Genomic DNA, 18321 nt, shown 5'->3' on the forward strand with positions numbered 1-18321 from the left:
AGGAGTTTATAAATAATTTTTTATGAAACTATATCTTGGTACCGCATTCTTTTATCTGAGGAGTATATTGAATACCTTAAAGCAGGTAGGCATTATTATTAGTGAACAACCCCGGTTTTTCAGGGATGCAAACAGGATCAGAAAGGGCATGAAGGCCACTGGCGATTTTCCTCACTTTGCTGTGTATCCCTGTTTGCTGGATAGAACGGCAGAAGGTGGTACTACTAAAGGCCATTATTTTCACCAGGACCTCTGGGTATCTCAGCAGATCTTTAAGGAAAACCCGGTAAAGCATGTCGATATCGGCTCAAGGGTAGATGGGTTTGTGGCACATGTGGCTGCATATCGCTTTATAGAGGTGATTGACGTACGGCCTATAAACAGTGAGATTGATAATATGCAGTTTGTGCAGGCGGATATGATGATGGAGAACCCTCACCTGGAAAATTATTGTGATTCCATGTCCTGTCTCCATGCACTGGAGCATTTCGGCCTGGGCAGATATGGTGATCCACTGGATATAAATGGCCATCTGAAAGGATTTGCCAGTATGTCGAAGATGTTGAAGGTGGGTGGTAAAATGTACTTTTCTGTCCCCATAGGCCCGCAGCGTATTGAATTTAATGCACATCGTGTGTTTAGCATCAATTACCTGTTGAAGATGTTCGCCGCCAATAACTACAAGGTAGATACATTTTGTTTTGTAGATGATAAGGGTGACCTGCACAAAAATGTGTCATTGGCAAATGAGCAGGACGTGGCAGGAAACTTTGGTTGCCAGTGGGGGTGTGGGATATTTAAACTGGAAAAGATTTGATCACATTTAGTCATTTAGGAGATCCTACCTGGGGGCGTCTGGGAAATCAGTTATTCCAGATCGCAGCTACGATAGGTATTGCGGAAAAAAACGGGCAGGATTATGTTTTCCCTGAGTGGAAATATGCCGGTTGCTTCCAGCATCAATTACCTTATCTCACATTGCCTGGCGCATCGTCTTATTACCAGCAGAGAAGCCATTATTACCAGGTACTGCTGCCAGAGGGCAACTGGGACTTGTTTGGTTTTTTCCAGAGTGAAAAGTTCTTTTTAAATGTGGAGGCGCAGGTGCGCCGTTACTTTGAACCTTCTGCGGAAATAGAAGCTTATATACAGGAGCGTTATGGAGCAGTGCTGGCAGGCAATACCTGCAGTATACATGTGAGAAGAGGCGACTACCTGAAATTGCGTTATTCATTCCCGCCACAATCCCTGAGGTATTATCAAAAGGCCATGTCTTTATTTGATAAGCAGACAAAGTTCCTGGTGTTCTCTGACGATATTGAATGGTGTAAAACGAACTTTAAAGGAACACAATTTTACTTTGTGGAGGGAGAACGTGATATCACAGACCTGTTCCTCATGAGCCGTTGCCAGCACCATATACTGTCAAACAGTAGCTTTAGCTGGTGGGGCGCCTGGCTGAATAAATCAGCGCAAAAGCGGGTCATTTGTCCTGAGCACTGGTTCGGTCCGGAGACCAGTATCAACCCTGATAAGGTATCCAAAGATATTTATGCCAGCAATTTTGAGCGCCTGAGAATGAGTGAAAGTCCATTGGCTGGTGTGAATTACAGAATATATGCATTTACTATTTTCGTATACAGGGCGGTATATAACTGGACGATGAAATGCCTCCGTGCTGTATGGAAGCCAATTAAGAAGATTATATACCGACCAGACCATTGACTATGTATAAAGTTAAATCACCCATATTATTTCTGGTTTTTAATCGGTTGGATACTACTAGCCGTGTGTTGGATGCTATTGCTGCAGCACAGCCGGCACGCCTCTATGTGGCCTGTGATGGGCCCAGAAGCAACCGGAATGAAGACGAAAAGGTAGCTGCCGTGAGAAACTGGATCACACAGCATGTGAACTGGCCGTGTGAGGTGTTTACCTTATTCAGGGAGCAGAACCTGGGATGTAAGCAGGCAGTAAGTTCCGCTATTACCTGGTTCTTTGAGCAGGAAGAAGAGGGCATCGTATTGGAAGATGATTGTCTGCCCAATGAAAGCTTTTTCCGTTATTGTGACCACAACCTGGAAAAATACCGCGATGATGAAAGAATGATGCATATAGGGGGAACTAACTTCCAGCATGGCCTACAGAGAGGAGATGGATCTTACTATTTCTCCAAAGTATGTCATGTATGGGGATGGGCTTCCTGGCGCAGGGCATGGAAGCATTACGACATTACCATGTCTGCCCTGGATCAGGTACTGGAAAGAAAACTACTGGAAGGTATTGTGCCTAAAAAGCAGCATAGACTTCGCTGGCAGGATGCATTTGTAAGTGTAAAAGAAAACAGGATCAATACCTGGGATTATCAATGGGTTTTTGCTGTTTGGAATGCAAATGGAGTAAGCATTACACCAAATGTGAACATGATCAGTAATATTGGTTTTGATGAACAGGCTACACATACTTTTGATAAAGACAGCATTTTTGCCAACTGCCCCACAGCAGATATTGGCAATATCAAAGATCCGACAAGCATCATGGTAGACAACATCGCAGATGCATTTGTAATGCATGGCATGTTCCCAAAACAAAATAAGGTAAAGGAATTTGCATATAAGATTTATTCAGGGTTAAAAAGGAAACTGAAATAACGAAATAAAAAACGGAACCAAGATGAAAGTACTATATGACTACCAGACATTCACCATGCAGGAATACGGAGGGATATCGAGGTATTTCTACGAGCTGATTGCAAGAGGGGCAAAAGATCGGGATATGAATGTGGATGTATCACTTAGACTTTCGAATAATGCCTACCTGAATGGTTCCTCTTATCCGGGTCTGTACCGGTTTTTCCCGGGCAAACAGTTCAAAGGCAAATCACGCATAATGCATGCTGTGAACAGGGGAAAAAGTGAACGCATGATCAGTAAAGGTAACTATGATGTACTGCACCCTACCTATTACGATACTTACTTCCTGAAAAACCTCCCTGCCGGCAAACCTTTTACCGTAACATTTCTGGATATGATTCACGAAAAGTTTGCGGATAAATACGAGGAGCTGCGTGGTGATATAGGCATCTATGAAAATAAAAAAGAACTGCTGCAACATGCATCAAAAGTGATTGCTATTTCAGAATGTACGAAGCGGGATATTATTGATATTTTCGGTGTAGATGGAGATAAAATCGAGGTCATTTACCTGGGTAGTTCATTTAACAGTGGCAGCGCTTCCAGCAATCGCCTGGTGGCAGCACCCTATCTTTTGTTTGTAGGCAACAGGTCCATCTATAAGAACTTCTCTCTCTTTGTGGAATCAGTAAAGCCGATATTAGATGCGAACAAAGAGCTGAAGATCGTATGTGCAGGTGGAGGTAATTTCAGTGTCGCAGAAAAAGAACAGTTCCAGCGTCTGCAGATCACTGACCGCGTGCTCTTTCATCGTATTGATGATAGTACGCTCGCCAGCCTGTACAAATATGCAGAAGTTTTTGTATTCCCCAGTCTTTATGAAGGATTTGGTATTCCGGTGCTGGAGGCTTTTGCCTGTGGATGCCCATGTCTGCTGAGTTCGGGTGGATCACTGCCTGAAGTAGGTGGAGATGCTGCACTCTATTTTGACCCGCTGGATGTAAACGAAATCAGTACCGCAGTAAATAGTATCTTACATGATACAGAAAAACGGGCAGAATTAATTAGCAAAGGACTGAAGAGACTGGAACAATTCTCCTGGAATAACACATATCAAAATACCCTGGCGTTTTATAAATCATTAGTATGAAGACAGCTATCATAACAGGTATAACAGGACAGGATGGCGCATATCTGGCAGAATTACTATTAAAGAAGAACTATAAGGTAATCGGCATCACCAGAAATAACCATGTCTCAAATCTGGAGAAACTGGCTTATCTGGGCATTGGCGACAAAGTGAAAATGGTGGAGTGTGACATGATGGATATGTCCAGCGTGATCAATATCATCAATACCTTCAGACCTGATGAAGTGTACAACCTGGCGGCACAAAGCTCTGTAGGATTGTCATTCAATCAGCCGATCGGGACCATACAATACAATATTATTTCAGTGCTGAACCTGTTGGAAGCACTTCGTCTTATAAAAAACGATACCCGATTTTATCAGGCATCCAGCAGTGAAATGTATGGAACGGTAAAGAGTCTGCCGGTAACGACTGATACACCTATGCATCCGCTCAGCCCTTACGCAATCTCTAAAGCAAGTGCTTACTGGACTGTAGTTAATTACAGGGAATCCTACGGACTTTATGCCTGCAATGGGGTATTGTTTAACCATGAATCATTCCTGCGGTCAGAGAGTTTCTTTGTGAAAAAAGTAGTGGGAGAAGCTGTGAAAAACAGGAATAACCCTGACTGGATACTGAAGGTTGGAAATATAGATGTGAAAAGAGACTTTGGATATTCACCAAAGTATGTGGAAGCTATGTGGCTAATGTTGCAGCAAGATCATCCAAAAGATTTCATGATCTGCTCTGGGAAAAGCTATCTGCTCAGAGACCTGATTGACCATGTATTTAAGCAGTTAAATATACCGGCTGAGAAACTGATTGTGAGCCAGGAGCTTTACCGCCCTACCGATATATTGGATATTTACGGCGACAACAGCAGCGCTATGTCAGCGCTTGGATGGAATTATGATTATAACTTTTATGATGTACTGGACATACTTATTTCGGAAGAACTAAAAGCTAATGAAAAAATAAATAAAGGTTAGTGTATGGTTCCTAAATTACTTGAACTGAATGTTGGGTTGTACCTGTTGGTTTTTATCGGAACCTTCCTGCCATTATTATTTATTTTCAGGAAACAATATTGGAATTTATTTGATCCATTAATCCTATTGTTATTTAGTCTTGCTTTTAATGTGAGCATTGCTGCTTATACCTATCTGACCGGTGATATGCAGGGGCGGTTCATGGTCTACATATTAATATGTATGGTGGCTTTTGTAGCCGGATTTTTTAGTTACGTCCGGTACAAAGAGCCAGCTGTTCCCCCGCTACAGAATGACGTGGTATTTACGGGACCAGATCGGTTTATGACTACTGCACTGATTGTTACAAATATTCTGTTTATTACTATCAACAATCTGTTTCTCTTATATAGTGTAGGATTAGGTATCCTGACTGGTGATGTAAACCCTGATCTGGCTAAGGTAACCCTCAGCCAGGGAGGTGCAGGCATCTTCCAGAAGGTAGCATGGATCAGTAAGTTCATTATTGTTCCTCTATGTGCACATGCATTCTATATGTTTAGAATGAAGAAGCTGGTGTTGTTTACCCTGGCTTACTTTGTTTTTTCATCCATGGTATTTTCATTCAGTAAGTCTGGACTATTGTTCATGTTATTCGACTTTAGCATAGTGGCATACTATTACAACCGTTACCTGGGTATGAAGCTGATCAATTTTGGAAAAATGTTTGTGTTTGCAGGTATTGGTGGTGGGGCTGCCCTGATCGTGCTGCTGAACGTAACTTCCAAATATGGAGTATCCATTTCAGAGTTATTGGCTGAGCGCTTTATCGCTACCGGTTCCGGTACTTACCAGTTTTTCTCAATGGATGGATACCGGGCATTTGCCAACTTTGATTTTGTGACACGGATACAGAATTACCTGGATGTAATATTGTCTACGTTTAAGCTAAAAGCCTGGGAGCCGCTTGGCTATATGGCTTATATGACAGAGTACCTGACAGGCTTGAATGCACCCGGGTTTGGTGCCAATCCATATTTATTTGTGGATGGGTATTTCCTGTTTGGCTGGGGAGGTATCTTATATTGTTTTGTATTGGGCCTCTTATTGCGTACTGTGCGAAGTATGAAAACAGGTTACCTGCGCTTTTTCATTTTTAATACGATAGTGCCACAACTATTTGCTGACCCGGGAATTGTACAGCATAGCATCATTGCATTGCTGCTTTTTGTACCGGTGTATTTGCTTATTAAGGTAGTGGCAGATATTTATCATAAACAAACGACTATTACATTAGCACGGATATGAAGCCTTTGAAAATAGCATATATACGATATCATTTACGAGAGCCAGCGACTGGCATTGGAAATGTATGCAAGAACTTTGAACTGGAGTTATCGAAATACAATGACGTGCAGTTGATAGGACTGACACCACCTCCTATCAGCAATAAGAAAGGGATATTGAAGATAATCAATAAAGCCTGGTTTGTAGGCTGGCTCAAGTTTGCAGTACCATTCCTGAGCATCATAAAAGGAGCGGATGTGTATGTGGAAATGAATATGCTGTATCCATTGTTCAGGTTTGCAAGGTTTTACTTTTTCATCTATGACCTGGCGTTTGTGAAAATGCCGGAAGTCGTGCTGAATACGAATTACAACAAGCGCGTTAGTTTCCTGAAAAGAATAAACGGCCAGAAAGATAAGAACATTGCCATTTCTGAGTCTACCCGTCGTGACTTCCTGGAGTATACAGGAGTACCTCCATCTACAGTAGATGTAGTATACCTGGATAGCTCAATGGCTGTTGATCCTGTTACAGACGGACGGGCTGTACCAACTACTCCTTATTTCCTGTTTGTAGGTACGCTGGAGCCACGTAAAAATGTCACTAACCTGGTACGTGCTTTTTATAGTTTTTCGGAGCAGGTAAGTGAAGAGTATCACCTGTACCTGATTGGTAAAAAGGGATGGTTGTATGAGGAAATCTTCAAAACGATAGACGAAAAACCTCATTTGAAAGATCGTATCAAATGGATAGGATATGCCTCAGATCAGGAATTGTCGTTTTACTATATGAACGCATTTGCTTTGTTATATCCCAGCCTTTATGAAGGTTTTGGACTGCCTATACTGGAAGCAATGCGTCATGGGTTGCCAGTCATCAGTACTAACAATTCTTCGTTGGGAGAAGTTGGAGGAGATGCTGTATTGTATTGTGACAGTATTGAAGCTCCGGGCATATTACGTCCCATGTTACAGCTGCATCGTGAACCAGGATTGAGAGATAAACTTATACGGAAAGGATATGAAAGGGCTGGATTATTTTCCTGGAAACAGTTCGGAGATACTTTACATACAACATTTATTCAAAACAGGTAAAGGTGAAATTCGTTTTTATAAATACAGGAACTATCAGCCAGAATGCAGGCATCGTAAGGTGTTTGGGATTAGGAACGGCACTGGTGCAACTGGGGCATGATGTCAGCATTATGATCAATGACGACGCGCAGAATGTGCAGGCTTATGGTGAAGTATTGAATGGGATTAGATTTATCTATACTAAATCCGGCAGCGGTCGGGAGCAGATCAGCAAGACGCTGCACCTGGCCAAGCTCTCAGAGCTCGATTATGTGCATTGTATGGGAGCCGGGTCGTCTATTTTTTTACCAGCGCTGATAGCAAAAAAGCTGCTGGGAAAAAAATTTAAGCTGGTAGTGGATTTTGAAGACAGACAAAGTCTGTTGGTACCACCAGTGCTGGAAAAAAGAATACTCTATTATGAAAAGCTGGCAGTGAAATATGCAGATAAGGTTATTTGCGCAAGTAATGAGCTAGCTTTATTATATAAAGAATTATATGGAATCAGGGCGGGTTACCTGCCTTTTGCAATAGATGCACGCAGGCAGATCGGCAGGAATGTAGCTACAGCCGACCGCTTTACGATAGGCTATTTAGGAAACCTGATCCAGCCCTATCGTGAGCAGGTAGATTTTTTGCTGGCCACATTACCTGACATGAATGATTTGCAACTAATAATAGCAGGGAAAGGAGAAATGCTGCCAGTATTTCAGCAGGAAGTGAAACGGATGGGGCTGGAAGACAAGGTACAGTTTGCCGGGTTTGTACCTGATGAAAAACTAAACCAGCTCTTCGGAGAGCTGGATGCCTGTGTGTTTTATCTGCCAGATATACCCGTAAATAGGTACCGCTGCCCTAACAAAGCATTCATGTATGCATCTACAGGACTACCAGTGGTGGCTAGTAAGGTAGGAGAGGTGGTAAGGGTACTACAGGATTATCCTAATGCTGCGTTTTTTGATAATGACAATCCTGCTGATTTTATAAACGCAGTAGCAAAAGCAAAGACACAGCATGCAGAAGTACCGGATGCATTTTATGAGAAAAACAGCTGGGTGGCAAGGGCTAAGGTATATGTGGATTTTATCACAGGAAAACAGGCTTAAACATTGAGAATATTTGTAGATGACGGACTTTCTACTGTAAAAAAGAAGATCACAGGTATTGGCTGGTACACAGTAGAACAGATAGAGATCATTCAGGCGCTGGGGCATGAAGTGTCAAAACCTGTCTATCCTGCATTTTTTATGAAGGTACCGGATGCTGTGAAACGGCTTTTGTACATCAAATATTTTGCAGGTAGATATACTGGTAGTAGTCGTTACGATGTTATCCATTATACGAATTTCTTTATGCCCGCGAAAAAGCACCGTGCAAAGACGATGGTGACGATCCATGATCTGTCGCCTTATTACCTGCCGGAAACATTCCCGCCGGTATATCGGGCTTATGCTACTCGTACGATCAGTAATTCTATGTTGTATGCTGATCGTGTATGTGTGCCTTCGTTGGCTGTGAAGAATGAACTGATTACACAGTTTCCGGAACAGCAGCACAAAATCGTTGTGATGCCAACCATTATCAGGGACAGTGTTACATCATTCCTCAATAGTAATAAACTTACAGAAGAAGGTCCCTTCTTTTTATATGTTGGTGTACTGGAGAAGCGGAAAAACCTTGAAATGTTATGCCGTGCTTTCAGGGAGTTCAGTGCGCAGCATCGCGATGTGAAACTGGTACTTGTCGGAAAACCCGGATATGGATTTGAAGATATTGAAAAGGAAATAAATAGTTGCAGCGCCATTGAGTATAGGAATTATGTGGAAGAAAGTGAAATGATGCAATTGTACGCCGACGCACTGGCATTTGTATTCCCCTCTCTTTATGAAGGATTTGGGAAACCTGTTGTGGAAGCCATGTATTTCAATATACCGATCATTGCCTCAGATATTCCTACGAACGTGGAACTGCACCAGAAACATGGTGAAAAATTACAGTTGTTCGGTAAGCGGGACGCCGCAGACCTAAAACAAGCAATGGAAAATATATATAGCCATCCTCATAAGATTGAATATCCTTCACTGGATATTTACCGCAAAGAGTTTGTGATGGACCAGATAGAAGCAATATACCGTTTTTAAGAAACAGAGTTATTAAACAATGACAGCTGACAAAAAACCAGGATGCCTGCTGCTGATATCCAAACTACCGTATCCTCCGGTAGGAGGTGATAGAGTAAAAAACTATAATCTCATCAGGATATTGAGCAGATATTACGCCTTAGATCTGGTAGTGATTACCGAAGAGAAGCCTGATGAAGCATCAGTGGAATTTATGCAACGTTATACGAATAGTTGCAAGGTATTTCTTTACCCTAAATGGCGGTTTTACATCAATGCACTGGTAGGCCTGCTGGGTAAGGAACCTATCCAGGTGTCTTACTATTACTTCCGTGAAGTGCAAAAGTACGTCGATGGGTTGCAGGAACAGGCTGCTATTGTGATAGCAAATTTGATCAGAACAGCAAAATATGTAAATACCAGTAAGGCTAAGGTATTGGATATAAATGATTCACTTGCAATAAATTATAAACGGTCTATCGGCAATGTCTCATCCTTGTTCTGGAAAACTATTTACAGGCTGGAAGTAAACCGGCTCTTTGCCTTCGAACAGAAGTGCATAGAGCAATTTGGGTCAACCTTGTTTGTAAATGAATCAGAATATGATTACTGGAAAGATAAGGGCAACGTGCATTACGTACCATTTGGTGTAGACGATAAGTTGTTTTCCTACAACCAGTATGATATGCGATATTCAAATGCCATAACTTTCTTTGGCAAGATGGATTACCAGCCAAATGTTGACACGGTTGTCTGGTTTGCAAAGAATGTATTGGAGAAGCTGGATCCGGGTATAAAATTCATAATCGTAGGGGCAAGACCATCAAATGAAGTATTGAACCTATCTTTGAACTATAAAAACCTGGAGGTGACAGGATTTGTGGAAGACCCCTATCTGATCATCGCTTCATCGTTTTTGTCAGTAGCGCCCATGCAAACGGGGGCCGGATTACAGAACAAGGTGCTGGAGGCAATGGCGCTGGGCCAGGTGGTATTGACTAATCAGCTGGCTGCAAAGCCCATTATGCATGCAGAAGATAACAAACATCTACTACTGGCAGAGACTCCGGATGAAATAGCTGACAGAATCAACGAAATATTCAGGGATCGGAATAAATACGCCCATATCGGGCAAAATGCCCGGGAGCTCATGAGCCGGTATTACACCCTGCAATGTTATGAGCAGAAGGTCATGAATGTATTGAATACGGTGGCACATTAAATTGTAATTTTGAAAATCAAGTATATAAAAACCTAATAATGAAAAAAGCACTTATTACAGGTATTACTGGTCAAGATGGTGCATATCTGACTGAATTACTATTGAAGAAAGGGTATGAAGTGCACGGTATCAAGCGCCGTAGTTCACTTTTTAATACTGATCGTATAGACCATCTTTACCAGGATCCACATGAAAATAAAGTTAGCTTGCAGCTTCATTATGGGGATCTGACAGATTCTACCAACCTGATTCGTATTGTTCAGCAGGTCCAACCTGACGAAATCTTTAACCTCGGTGCCATGAGCCATGTACAGGTGAGTTTTGAAACCCCTGAATATACTGCCAATGCCGACGGTATTGGTACACTGAGGATACTGGAAGCAGTTCGTTTGTTAGGACTGACTCAGAAAACAAAAATATACCAGGCGTCTACTTCCGAGTTGTATGGTCTGGTACAGGAGGTGCCTCAGTCTGAAAGAACCCCCTTCTATCCCCGTTCTCCCTATGCAGTAGCCAAGATGTATGCTTACTGGATCACAGTGAACTACAGAGAAGCTTACAATATGTATGCTTGTAATGGTATCCTGTTTAACCATGAAAGCCCACTGAGAGGCGAGACCTTTGTCACCCGCAAGATTACAAGAGGAGTCGCTAAGATCGCGTTGGGTATGCAGGATAAACTGTTTATGGGTAATCTGGATGCAAAACGTGACTGGGGTCATGCAAAAGATTATGTAGAAGCCATGTGGCTGATCCTCCAGCAGGATAAACCTGAGGATTATGTAATAGCAACGGGTATTACTACCCCAGTTAGAGAGTTTATTAGAATGGCTTTTGCAGAAGCAGGTATAGAACTTGAATTCAAAGGTACTGGTGTCGATGAAAAAGCATTTGTGAAAAGCAAGGCGGCAGATGTGGCAGGGGTAGAGATAGGTCAGGAAGTAGTTGCGATCGATCCCCGTTATTTCCGTCCTACAGAAGTAGACCTGCTGATAGGTGATCCTACCAAATCACAACAGCAATTGGGCTGGAAGCCGAAATACGATCTGGCTGCACTGGTAAAGGAAATGGTGGCAGCTGATCTCGAGCTGTTCAGACGTGAAAAGTTGTTGAAAGATGCAGGATACAAAGTTCTAAATCAATTTGAATAGACCTCATGCAAAAGACTGATAAAATATATGTGGCAGGCCACCGTGGAATGGTTGGCTCTGCCATAGTGAGAAGACTTGAGAATAGTGGGTTCCACAATATCATTGTCAGAACCTCCAAAGAGCTGGATTTGCGTGATCAACAGGCTACAGCCAGATTTTTTGCTGAAGAAAAGCCTGATGTGGTATTCCTGGCTGCAGCTAAAGTGGGAGGTATTATTGCAAATAATACTTACAGAGGCGAATTTATTTATGAAAATCTGATGATCCAGAACAACATTATTCATAATGCTTATCTCGTAGGTGTTAAGAAACTGATGTTCCTGGGATCTTCATGCATATACCCAAGGTTGGCCCCACAGCCGTTGAAGGAGGATTACCTGCTTACCGGCCTGCTGGAACCTACTAATGAACCATATGCTATTGCCAAGATAGCAGGTATCAAAATGTGTGATGCCTACAGGGCGCAATACGGTTGTAACTTTATTTCTGTAATGCCAACTAACCTGTATGGACCAAACGATAACTATGATCTGAATACCTCGCATGTACTGCCAGCGTTGCTGCGCAAGTTCCATGAGGCCAGAATCAACAATACACCGGAAGTAGTGATATGGGGTACGGGAACACCACTGCGTGAGTTCCTGCATGCAGATGATATGGCTGATGCATGTTTTTATTTAATTCAGCATTATAATGAGGAAGGACTGGTGAATATCGGAACCGGTGTAGATATTAGTATTGGTGATCTGGCGTTGATGATTAAGAAAATTGTAGGCTATGAAGGCAAGCTGACATTTGATTCCAGCAAGCCGGATGGTACTCCTCGTAAACTGATGGATGTAAGTAAACTGACTGGATTGGGATGGAAGGCCAGCATACAATTGGAAGAGGGGATCCGTTCAGTATACGAACAGGTAAAAAATACTCATTGGAAAAATTAGTTATGAAAAACCACAATCACGTTTTTATTATGGCAGGTGGCGTTGGAAGTCGCTTCTGGCCTAAAAGTAGGAATAACTATCCCAAACAGTTCATTGATATCCTTGGCATAGGCAAATCATTGTTACAATTGACTTATGAGCGGTTTAATAAAATTATACCTGCTGAGAATATCTATGTAGTAACCAATACTGCCTATAAAGGACTCATCCAGGAACAGTTGCCCGAAGTGTTAGCTGACAATATCCTTTGCGAACCTTCCCGGAATAACACTGCACCAGGTATTGCATATGCTGCATTTAAAATATTGGCAAAAGATGCGAATGCCTCTATGGTTATTGCTCCTTCTGATCATTTTATTCTCAGGGAAGAAACTTTCCTTGGAAAAATTCAGCAGGCATTAAATATCGTAGCTGAAAAGGATATATTATTAACCCTTGGTATTACACCTACCAGACCTGATACTGGTTACGGTTATATCAAGTTTGCAGAGAAGGGAGTAGAGGATATTCATAAGGTGATAAAGTTCACTGAAAAACCAGTTTTGTCCAAGGCGCTTGAATTTTTAAACAGCGGCGACTATGTATGGAATGCAGGCATTTTCATCTGGAAGGCACAATCTATACTCAATGCAGTAAAGCAGCTGACCCCTGAATTATATGACCTTTTCAGTAAAGGTGAGGGGCTCTATAATACCGCTCAGGAACAGGTATTCATAGATCAGCATTATCCACAGTCACCCAATATTTCCATAGATTATGCAGTAATGGAAAAGGCGGAAAATGTATATACTATGCCTGTTGAGTTTGGCTGGAGTGATCTTGGTACCTGGGCATCCCTGTTCATGGTAGCTGAAAAGCAGGATGACAGTAACAACGTTTTTTCTGGTGGCGATGGGAAGCTGGAAGATACCTCTGATTGTATCATTCATATACCCAAAGATAAACTGGCAGTGATTCGTGGACTGAAAGATTTCATTGTTGTAGATGATGGAAATGTATTGCTGATCTATCCTAAAACAGCAGAACAGGAAATTAAACGAGTGACGGAACAGCTTCGGATACAGAATAAGATCAGCCATTTATAATGGTCTTTTAATTCACGTTAGTCCGATATTCCTGTAAAAGGAAATATATTTGTGGCTGGCAAGCTAATTCTTTTCTATGTTCAAATCATGTTTTACCTCATCAATACTCCTGCTAGGCTGTAGCATAGTGGCATCAGTGTCTGTGAATGCACAAAGTATAGGCCGACAATATTCACTTGGCTTTTATCAAAACTCAACGGATAGTCTGGGTTACCATTCTTCCCAGCGGGACTACAGCCTGGAACCATCGTTTGATCTTCCAAAAGGAGATACAACCCGTAAGCAGAGCTGGTTGTATCGTAAATTGTTTAGAGAACATCTGTTGGAGGTAAAAGATGATGATTTTACTTTTTATGCAAGTATACTTCCGGATTTTCAGATTGGGCATAGCAATGTAAATGGTAGAACATGGCTGAATACCCGGGGCGTAATAGCTGGTGGTACTATTGGACATAATCTCACATTTAGAACAGAGTTCTACGAGAATCAGGGAAAATTTGCATCCTATATCGATGAATATAGCCGGAAAAATGACATTGTGCCCGGACAGGGACAATGGAAGGCATTTAATACAAATGCATTTGACTTCGCATATTCATCAGCACTCATAAATTATAAAGCGGGACGTCATTTTGATTTTCAGCTGGGTTATGACAAGAACTTTATAGGCGATGGCTATCGCTCTATGTTGTTGTCGGATGCTTCGTTCAACTATCCTTTCCTGAAAATTATAGCTAATCTGGGGCGTGTACAGTATACCACTATGTGGGCGCAGTTCGTAGATATGCAATATCCTAAATCTTCTTATGATAATGGTTATCGAAAGAAATGGGGCGTATTTAATTACCTGGACTGGAATGTCAGCAAGAAGTTTTCCATCGGATTGTTTGAAGCTGTAATATGGCAGGACTCTGATTCTACAGGCAAAAGAGGATTTGATGTGAGTTATCTGAACCCCATCGTTTTCCTTCGTCCGGTCGAATTCTCAGTAGGTTCTCCTGATAATGCACTATTGGGGCTTAACCTAAAGTATGCTCCTTCAGTGAACAGTACTATTTATGGTCAGTTTATTCTGGATGAATTCGTGCTGAAGGAAATGACCAGTGGTAGCGGTTGGTGGGCCAATAAATTTGGCGGTCAGCTGGGTTTCCGTTCCAACAGCCTTTTTAAGGTGCCTAACCTGAATGCATTGACAGAAGTGAATGCAGCCCGTCCATATACTTACTCTCAGCGTACTACGCTCAATAACTATGGTCACTACAATCAGCCATTGGCACATCCGCTGGGAGCAAACTTTGTGGAGTGGGTCAATATTGCAGATTACCGGTACAAACGCTTTTTCCTCCGTGGACAGATTACCTATGCAAAGTATGGTTTGGATTCTGCCGGAATCAATTATGGGAGTAACATTTTCGAGTCTTATAATACCCGTGCAGAAGACTTTGGTAACCACATAGGACAAGGTCTGAAAACCACCCTGACGAATATTCAAGGTACAGTTGCTTACCTGCTGAATCCTAAATATAACCTGCGCCTGGAAGCATCTGTGACCGCACGTCAGGAAAAGAATAACCAGTGGACCAAGAACGAATTTGTGTTCAATCTGGGTCTTCGGGCCAGCTTCCGACAGCTCTACTATGATTTCTAATTTCTTATAATATCTCATTATGAAAACGCTTTTGCCACCCGGCAAAAGCGTTTTCGTTTTAATTACTAACTTCGCCTCATGCATTATGTTACAGTAGAAGGGCTTACAAAGTCCTACGGCGCAGGCCCCTTGTTTAAAGATATTTCTTTCCATATCGAAGAAGGTGACAAAATCGCCCTGGTGGCGCTGAATGGTACCGGTAAGTCCACCCTGCTCCGCATTCTTTGCGGTCAGGAAACCCCCGATGCCGGCACGGTATGGATACACAAAGATGTAACAGTAGTAATGCTGGAACAGCAAAATGCTTTCAATCCCGGAGAAACCATCTCCCGCCATATATTCTCACAGGGGCACCCTGTACTGTCCGCTATCAGAGATTATGAAATGCTGACAGAAGAAGGCGAGGAGCCGGATCTGGATAAGCTCACCAAAGCCATCGAACGTATGGATGAGCTGAACGCATGGCACTTTGATTCCAAGGTAAAACAGATCCTGGGCAAACTGAATATTCACCACATGGAACAGCTGATGGGCAGTCTGTCCGGTGGTCAGGTAAAAAGAGTGGCGCTGGCCAAGGTGCTGATCGATATCGGCTTTGAACACAGACATACCCTGCTCATCATGGATGAACCGACCAACCACCTGGACGTAAGCATGATCGAGTGGCTGGAAAACTACCTGGACCAGGAAAGAGTGACCCTGCTGCTCGTAACGCACGACCGTTACTTCCTCGATAGTGTGTGTAATGAGATTATGGAAATCGATCAGCAACAGCTGTATATCTATAAAGGTGATTACGAGAACTATCTCGAAAAGAAAGCGACCCGTGAAGAAATGAATAAATCCAGTGTGGAAAAGGCCCGCAACGTATTCCGTAAAGAGCTGGAATGGATGCGCAAACAGCCCAAGGCACGTACTACAAAGTCTAAATCACGAATAGATGCATTTACCGATGTAAAGGAAAAAGCCAGTGTAAGGCTGGAAAAACAGCAGCTGGAGCTAAATGTGAAGATGACCCGACTGGGAGGCAAGATCATCGAAATGAAAAAAGTATACAAGGCGTACGGCGATTTACAGATACTGAAAGGCTTTGACTATACATTTAAGAGAGGAGAACGCGTAGGCGTGGTGGGTAAGAACGGTGTGGGGAAATCCACATTCCTCAACATGTTGCTGGGATTGGAACAGCCTGATTCCGGAAAGATCAATACAGGGGAAACCATTGTATTCGGTAACTACGATCAACGTGGCCTGATTATAAAGGAAGATATGCGGGTGATCGAATTCGTAAAGAATATCGCCGAAAACTTCCCGCTGGCAGATGGTACCAAAGTGAGTGCCGCCCAGTTCTTACAGTTATTCCTGTTCCCGCCTGAGAAGCAGTATACCTACATCTCCAAACTGAGTGGTGGTGAAAAGAGAAGATTACACTTATTGAGCATACTCTTCCGTAACCCGAACTTCCTGGTACTGGATGAGCCTACGAACGACCTGGATCTGCCTACCCTGAGTATTCTGGAAGACTTCCTGCTGGATTTCCAGGGATGTCTGATCATCGTGAGCCACGATCGTTATTTCATGGATAAACTGGTAGATCACCTGTTTGTATTTGAAGGACAGGGAGAGGTACGAGACTTTCCGGGCAACTATACCCAGTACCGTGATTGGGAAAAGGATAAACCTGAAAGAGAAAAAGAAGCTGCTGAGCAGAAAGCTGCACCAACACCAGTGGCAGAACCTGTAGCTGCTGCGGTAGCAGCACCGGCTGCACCCGCCCGTAAAATGTCTTTCAAAGAAAAGCGTGAATTGGAACTGCTGGAAAAGGAAATTGCGGACCTGGAAAAAGAGAAAGCAACCCTGGATGCAAAAATGGCGGCAGGCGATATACCCTATGCAGAATTGGAACCGATGGCGCGCCGTGTGGGAGAAGTGATCGGCCTGCTGGATGAAAAAGGACTGCGGTGGCTGGAATTGAGTGAACTAGGCTGATAAATAATTGAGTGAATTAAGTTAAAATAAAAAGGGCTGACCATCAAAGGTCAGCCTTTTTGTATATGTACGAATTAATCTTTCTTGTCCCTGATTTGAGATGGCTTCAGGTATACTTTTTTACCCTTTTCATCTACATAGTATTTCTTGTCTTTTTTATTAATATACACAGTTTGGCCGCCTGGACCTTCTTTGCCTTTATATGTTTTGTCAGTTACCTTGCTGGCGCCTTTTACAGCGATGGAAGCAGTTTTATTCCCCACTTTTTTTGCAGTACTGTCTATACCCTGGGCCATCGTTACATGGCTACCAAGCAATGCTGCGGCAGTGATGGTCATAGCCACTACACCTGCACGTATTGTTTTCAGTTTCATAATATCAGATTTTTATACAGCTTATAATCCAATTTTGGTGCCAGTACATGAACGGATGAGTTGGGCTATAATGGATTAGGTTGGTAGTGACGGAAGCCTTTTCGTTGAATGATATATTTACAATACATTTGTTTTACAACATCAAAAATAAAATCACTATGGCTAAGTTACCCAAGTTTATGATCGCTGATGATCCAGTGACGGATCCTGATAACGAATATATCTTTCATACTGAGCAGCCTCGTTTCTTCGCTAAACGTGTGGAAGAAGATGAAGAAAGTGCATATATTGATATCGTTCATGAAATAGACAATGTAGAAGACTTCTTCAAGAACGATCCGGCTAAAAAAGAAGAATTACTGGATGAACTGGAAAGCTGGTATTATGCATACCTGGAATGGCTGGATGAAGATGAATTGGGTGATGAAGATGAAGACGACGAAGAATAGTCTGCAATAATTATTCAGGATAAAAGAGCGTGTATCAAAAGTAAGATACACGCTCTTTTCATTCTGATACCTAATGGTGCAGGATTTCCATTTATGAGGTGCTTAGGAATTTCATTTCTTTAGGTGCATATTCCGGAGTATACTTTACCAGTGTTCCACCGCAGACCTTATGATACTATTTAACTAGATAGTAAACAGGTTTTTCTATGCAAGGGAGTTACTTTTATATAGAAGTTGTTTAAACTTATT

Annotated in this window: 17 protein-coding genes; 16 read left to right on the plus strand and 1 reads right to left on the minus strand. The window is 42.4% G+C overall.

What is annotated here, in order from left to right; genetic code table 11:
- Positions 1-22: 22 nt before the first annotated feature.
- The 15 genes from BW716_RS18015 (at position 23) to BW716_RS18085 (ending at position 17249) form a co-directional block, all read left to right on the plus strand.
- Positions 23-817 carry a DUF268 domain-containing protein gene (locus BW716_RS18015; RefSeq protein ID WP_220388787.1) on the plus strand — a complete coding sequence of 265 codons (795 nt, stop codon included), beginning with the start codon at positions 23-25 and terminating at the stop codon, positions 815-817.
- Positions 814-1725 carry an alpha-1,2-fucosyltransferase gene (locus BW716_RS18020; RefSeq protein WP_083724491.1) on the plus strand — a complete coding sequence of 304 codons (912 nt, stop codon included), beginning with the start codon at positions 814-816 and terminating at the stop codon, positions 1723-1725. The genes BW716_RS18015 and BW716_RS18020 overlap by 4 nt, the downstream gene beginning before the upstream one ends.
- Positions 1726-1727: 2 nt before the next feature.
- Positions 1728-2651, plus strand: coding sequence for a hypothetical protein (locus tag BW716_RS18025; protein ID WP_083724493.1), 924 nt, complete (start codon positions 1728-1730; stop codon positions 2649-2651).
- Between the two features lie 22 nt (positions 2652-2673).
- Positions 2674-3783 carry a glycosyltransferase family 1 protein gene (locus tag BW716_RS18030; protein ID WP_083724495.1) on the plus strand — a complete coding sequence of 370 codons (1110 nt, stop codon included), beginning with the start codon at positions 2674-2676 and terminating at the stop codon, positions 3781-3783.
- On the plus strand, positions 3780-4754 hold the full coding sequence (locus BW716_RS18035) for a GDP-mannose 4,6-dehydratase (protein WP_083724497.1): 975 nt from the start codon (positions 3780-3782) through the stop codon (positions 4752-4754). Before BW716_RS18030 ends, BW716_RS18035 begins: the two co-directional genes overlap by 4 nt.
- A 3-nt stretch (positions 4755-4757) precedes the next feature.
- Positions 4758-6041, plus strand: coding sequence for a hypothetical protein (locus BW716_RS18040; RefSeq protein WP_083724499.1), 1284 nt, complete (start codon positions 4758-4760; stop codon positions 6039-6041).
- On the plus strand, positions 6038-7114 hold the full coding sequence (locus tag BW716_RS18045) for a glycosyltransferase family 1 protein (protein WP_083724501.1): 1077 nt from the start codon (positions 6038-6040) through the stop codon (positions 7112-7114). The genes BW716_RS18040 and BW716_RS18045 overlap by 4 nt, the downstream gene beginning before the upstream one ends.
- A 2-nt stretch (positions 7115-7116) precedes the next feature.
- Positions 7117-8199, plus strand: a complete 1083-nt coding sequence (locus tag BW716_RS18050) for a glycosyltransferase family 4 protein (protein ID WP_083724503.1) — start codon at positions 7117-7119, stop codon at positions 8197-8199.
- A 3-nt stretch (positions 8200-8202) separates the two neighbouring features.
- A complete protein-coding gene (locus BW716_RS18055) occupies positions 8203-9234 on the plus strand; it encodes a glycosyltransferase family 1 protein (protein ID WP_083724505.1) in 1032 nt (343 codons plus the stop codon).
- 19 nt (positions 9235-9253) lie between these two features.
- Positions 9254-10435, plus strand: coding sequence for a glycosyltransferase (locus BW716_RS18060; protein ID WP_083724507.1), 1182 nt, complete (start codon positions 9254-9256; stop codon positions 10433-10435).
- Positions 10436-10473: 38 nt separating this feature from the next.
- A complete protein-coding gene (gmd, locus tag BW716_RS18065) occupies positions 10474-11586 on the plus strand; it encodes a GDP-mannose 4,6-dehydratase (protein ID WP_083724509.1) in 1113 nt (370 codons plus the stop codon).
- A 5-nt stretch (positions 11587-11591) separates the two neighbouring features.
- Positions 11592-12527, plus strand: coding sequence for a GDP-L-fucose synthase (locus tag BW716_RS18070; RefSeq protein WP_083724511.1), 936 nt, complete (start codon positions 11592-11594; stop codon positions 12525-12527).
- 2 nt (positions 12528-12529) lie between these two features.
- On the plus strand, positions 12530-13612 hold the full coding sequence (locus tag BW716_RS18075) for a mannose-1-phosphate guanylyltransferase (protein ID WP_083724513.1): 1083 nt from the start codon (positions 12530-12532) through the stop codon (positions 13610-13612).
- A gap of 76 nt (positions 13613-13688) precedes the next feature.
- Positions 13689-15260, plus strand: coding sequence for a hypothetical protein (locus BW716_RS18080; RefSeq protein ID WP_083724515.1), 1572 nt, complete (start codon positions 13689-13691; stop codon positions 15258-15260).
- Positions 15261-15338: 78 nt separating this feature from the next.
- Positions 15339-17249 carry an ABC-F family ATP-binding cassette domain-containing protein gene (locus BW716_RS18085; RefSeq protein ID WP_083724517.1) on the plus strand — a complete coding sequence of 637 codons (1911 nt, stop codon included), beginning with the start codon at positions 15339-15341 and terminating at the stop codon, positions 17247-17249.
- A 74-nt stretch (positions 17250-17323) separates the two neighbouring features.
- On the opposite strand, the gene BW716_RS18090 is transcribed toward BW716_RS18085, so the two are convergent.
- Complete coding sequence (locus tag BW716_RS18090) at positions 17324-17623, minus strand: hypothetical protein (protein WP_083724519.1); 300 nt, start codon at positions 17621-17623, stop codon at positions 17324-17326.
- Between the two features lie 158 nt (positions 17624-17781).
- Here BW716_RS18090 and BW716_RS18095 point away from each other — a divergent pair, with 158 nt between their 5' ends.
- Entirely contained in the window at positions 17782-18072 is a 291-nt protein-coding gene (locus BW716_RS18095; protein WP_143708894.1) for a hypothetical protein, read from the plus strand.
- Positions 18073-18321 lie beyond the last annotated feature (249 nt).

This window comes from [Flexibacter] sp. ATCC 35208 (assembly GCF_001975825.1).
GTDB lineage: Bacteria > Bacteroidota > Bacteroidia > Chitinophagales > Chitinophagaceae > Chitinophaga.